This window comes from Nonomuraea sp. NPDC049637, from assembly GCF_040675235.1.
Classification (GTDB): Bacteria; Actinomycetota; Actinomycetes; order Streptosporangiales; family Streptosporangiaceae; genus Nonomuraea.
Genome location: NZ_JBFAOM010000001.1, coordinates 440,428 through 443,989, shown reverse-complemented (window position 1 = coordinate 443,989; position 3,562 = coordinate 440,428). Strand labels below are relative to the sequence as shown.

4 protein-coding genes are annotated in these 3,562 nt (G+C 71.6%); 3 read left to right on the top strand and 1 reads right to left on the bottom strand.

Annotated elements, in window-relative coordinates:
* Positions 1–66 precede the first annotated feature (66 nt).
* From AB0J71_RS02100 to AB0J71_RS02090, 3 genes are all read left to right on the top strand, one after another.
* Positions 67–465: a DUF3224 domain-containing protein gene (locus AB0J71_RS02100; RefSeq protein WP_352327373.1), complete on the top strand. Its 399-nt coding sequence runs from the start codon at positions 67–69 to the stop codon at positions 463–465.
* A 108-nt stretch (positions 466–573) separates the two neighbouring features.
* Positions 574–1,635: an NAD(P)/FAD-dependent oxidoreductase gene (locus AB0J71_RS02095; protein ID WP_364412064.1), complete on the top strand. Its 1,062-nt coding sequence runs from the start codon at positions 574–576 to the stop codon at positions 1,633–1,635.
* A 5-nt stretch (positions 1,636–1,640) separates the two neighbouring features.
* Complete coding sequence (locus tag AB0J71_RS02090) at positions 1,641–2,180, top strand: DUF1697 domain-containing protein (protein WP_364412061.1); 540 nt, start codon at positions 1,641–1,643, stop codon at positions 2,178–2,180.
* On the opposite strand, the gene AB0J71_RS02085 is transcribed toward AB0J71_RS02090, so the two are convergent.
* Positions 2,177–3,487 carry a fatty acid--CoA ligase family protein gene (locus AB0J71_RS02085; RefSeq protein WP_352327024.1) on the bottom strand — a complete coding sequence of 437 codons (1,311 nt, stop codon included), beginning with the start codon at positions 3,485–3,487 and terminating at the stop codon, positions 2,177–2,179. The genes AB0J71_RS02090 and AB0J71_RS02085 overlap by 4 nt on opposite strands.
* Positions 3,488–3,562 lie beyond the last annotated feature (75 nt).

The window sequence follows — 3,562 nt, the reverse complement described above, 5'->3', positions numbered from 1 at the left end:
CCGAAGGCCGACGCATAGCGCCCAGGGTCAGGGGTAGCGAAAAAGAGAGCAAAAAAGGGAGCTGACATGACTACCCAAGGTAAGGGCTCGTACCAGATCACCGGTTGGGACGAGAAGCCCTACGAGGAGAAGAAGGGCCAGCCCAAGCTCACTCAGGCCCACGTCACCAACGCCTGGACCGGCGACATCGAAGGCGAGGGGCAGGCCGAGTACCTGATGGCCTACGCCAGCGACACCGAGGCCAGCTTCGTCGGCCTGCAGAAGGTCGTCGGGAGCGTCCGCGGCAAGAAGGGCTCCTTCGTGCTGCAGGCGACCGGCACCTTCGACGGCGGCGTGGCCAAGGCCGACTGGTCCGTCGTGCCGAACTCCGGCACGGAGGAGCTGAAGGGGCTGAGCGGCAAGGGAGGGTACGTCTCCAAGACCGACGGCTCGGCGGAGGTCACCCTCAACTTCAACCTCAAGTAGGCGCTGCACGCAGTCGAGTACGCGGGGCCCTCGGCCCCGCGTACTCGCATGTCAGGAACTGCTCAGTGTTGAGCAGACCGCCTCGCACCCGCGCGCGACGATGGCCGCATGGACACTGAAGTGATCGTCGTCGGTGGCGGCCAGAGCGGGCTCGTCGCGGGCTACTACCTGAAACAGGCCGGCATCCCCTTCGTCATCCTCGACGAGGAACCCCGGCTCGGCGAGGCGTGGCGGCAGCGCTGGGACTCCCTGGAGCTGTTCACGATCGCCGAGTACTGTGCCCTGCCCGGCCTGCGCTTCCCCGGCCGGAAGAACCGCTTCCCCACCAAGGAGGAGATGGCCGACTACGTCGAGGCGTACGGCGAGGAGTTCGACCTGCCGGTCAGGCTCGGCACCCGCGTCACCTCCCTGGAGCCGATCGAGGGCGGCTACCGGCTGGAGACCACGAAGGGCACGTACGAGGCGCCGCAGGTGATCATCGCGACCGGCGCCTACCGGGTGCCGAAGGTGCCGGAGCTCGCGGGCAGGCTGGACCCCGAGGTCTACCAGGTGCACACCGGCCGTTACCGCAACCCGTCCCAGGTGCCCGGCGGGACCGTCGTCGTGGTCGGCGCGGCGAACTCCGGCGCCCAGATCGCGCCCGAGCTGGCCGCCGGCCGCCGCGTGCTGCTGTCGCAGGGCTCGCCGCTGCCGCACTTCGGCCGCCGGTTCCTGGGCAAGGGCCTGCACTGGTGGGGCGACAAGTTCGGGCTGATCGCCAAGCCGCTGATGGGCGAGCGTGACCGGCTGCACAAGAAGACGATCCTGGTCGGGCCGAGCCTGAAGAAGCTGGCCAAGCGGCACCGCTTCGAGCTCGTGGGCCGTACGGTCGACGCCGAGGGCCGCACGATGCGCTTCGAGGACGGCCGCTCGGCCGACGTCGACGCCGTCGTCTGGGCGACCGGCTTCCGCTACGACTACTCCTGGGTGCACGCGCCCATCCATGACGACGGCGGCGGCATCACGCAGGACCGCGGCGTGACCGCCGCCCCCGGCCTCTACGTCCTCGGCATGCAGTGCCAGCACTCCTACGGTTCGGCGCTCATCTGGTGGGTAAAGGACGACGCGGCTTATCTGGTCGAGCGCATCAGGCAGTTCCGTCCCCAGGCGGTGGCGGGCAGAAGGGGTTGAGCGACATGTCCAGGCAGGTGGCGCTGCTACGCGGGGTGAACGTCGGCGGCCGGAACATGGTGAGCATGGCCGAGCTGCGCAAGCTGCTGGAGGGCCTCGGCTTCGAGGACGTCAAGACGCACCTGCAGAGCGGCAACGTCGTCTACACCAGCGGGAAGAGCCCCGACAAGGCGGCGGCCGAGATCCAGGCCGCGCTCGCCCGCGACCTGGGCGTCTCGGTGCCCGTCCTGGCCAGGACGGGCACCGAGCTGGGCGAGATCCTCAAGGCCAACCCGCTCGGGGACGTCGCCGACGACGACGCCCTGCACCTCGTCACGTTCCTGTCGGACAAGCCCGACGCCGGGCCGATCAAGGCGCTCGACCCCGAGGCCTTCAAGCCCGACGTGTTCCGGCACGTCGGCAAGGAGATCTACGTCTGGTGCCCCGACGGGGTGCGCAACACCAAGCTGTCCTACTCCTTCTGGGAGAAGAAGCTCGGCGTCACCGCCACCGCCCGCAACTGGAAGACCGTCTCCAAGCTGCACGAGCTGGCCACCGCCGGTTAGCCCGCCAGCTCGCGCTTGAGCGTCTTGCCGATCGGCCCGCGCGGCAGCGACTTCACGACCACGTACCGCGCCGGCCGCTCGGCCGGGTCCAGCCGGTCGGCGGCGAAGGCGCGCAGCTCGTCCTCGGGCACGGGCGAGCGCAGCACGACGGCCGCCGTGACGCCCTGCGGCCCCTGGACCGCGGCCGCCTCGACCACCTCGGGATGCCAGTGCAGGGCGTGCTCGACCCGCAGCGAGGAGATCCGGCGCCCGCCGGCGGTGATGACGTCGGCGGCCCGGTCGAAGAAGCGCAGCCGGCCCTCCCCGTCCAGTTCGCCCAGGTCGCCCATGTGGGTCCAGCCGTCGCGGAAGGTGCGCTCGTCGGCGGCGGCGTCGGTCAGGTAGCGGCGGCGGGGGGCGGCCGAGCGCAGGCAGATCTCGCCCGCGTCGGTGACCTTCACCTCGGTGCCCGCGCTCGGCAGGCCCAGCAGGCCCTCGTCGGCCTCCGTGGGCGGCGTCTCCACCGGGCGGTGCACGAAGGCGGGGGCCGACTCCGTCGAGCCGTAGCCGATGACGATCCGCACGCCCGGCAGGGCCTCCATGAGCCGGGCCACCGTGGCCATCGGCACCGGCGCCGAGCCCAGCATGAGCGCCCGCAGGCCGGACAGGTCGTACCGCTCGTGCCAGCCGTGCGCCACCATCCGGGTCGCGGTGGACGGCGGGACGATCGCCATCGGCACCCGCAGCTTCTCCAGCATGCGGGCCACGTTCTCCGGCCCGAGGTCGGTCAGCACGTGCGTGGTCGCCGGGGCGGTCATCGCCGTCATCAGCGCGCTGTGCCCGGCGTTCGTGCCCAGCGGGACGGCGGCCAGCACCCCGTCCACGCCGGTGAACAGCTTCCCGCGGCCCTCGTGGCCGTAGGTGAGGTTCGCGACGGGGACGGCCACGGCCTTGGGGCGGCCGGTCGTGCCCGAGGTGTAGAGGATCTCGGCGACGTCGTCGTCCCGCGTGCCCGCCGCGTCACCGAGGGGGCCGGGCAGCACCTGGCTCACCCCGCACTCGGCCAGGCGGGCGCGGGCCTCGTCCTCCGGCAGCGCGGGCGGCAGCCCGAGCACGGTGCCGCCGGCCAGGTGCACGGCGACGGCGGCGACGGCGTGCCCGATCCAGTCGTCGTGCCGCAGCGCCGTCCTGACGGGGGCCAGCCGGGCGGCCAGCTCCTCCGACCGGGCGGTCCAGTCGGCCACCCGCAGCTCGCGCTCGCCGTCCACGACAAGTGCCACATGATCGCCCGGACGGGCGCTGACCAGTTCTGCCGGGTTCGTCGTCATGCGGCCGATGGTAGGAAGCCGGGCGCTCCCCGGATGCTCAGTGTTGAGCAGACCCGGGAGGCGCTTTCGTGTGGG

What these genes read in the sequence shown, in the direction of transcription:
- AB0J71_RS02100 (WP_352327373.1), top strand. Translation starts at nt 67, where the DNA reads ATGACTACCCAAGGTAAGGGCTCGTACCAGATCACCGGTTGGGACGAG.
- AB0J71_RS02095 (WP_364412064.1), top strand. Translation starts at nt 574, where the DNA reads ATGGACACTGAAGTGATCGTCGTCGGTGGCGGCCAGAGCGGGCTCGTC.
- AB0J71_RS02090 (WP_364412061.1), top strand. Translation starts at nt 1,641, where the DNA reads ATGTCCAGGCAGGTGGCGCTGCTACGCGGGGTGAACGTCGGCGGCCGG.
- AB0J71_RS02085 (WP_352327024.1), bottom strand. Translation starts at nt 3,487, where the DNA reads ATGACGACGAACCCGGCAGAACTGGTCAGCGCCCGTCCGGGCGATCAT.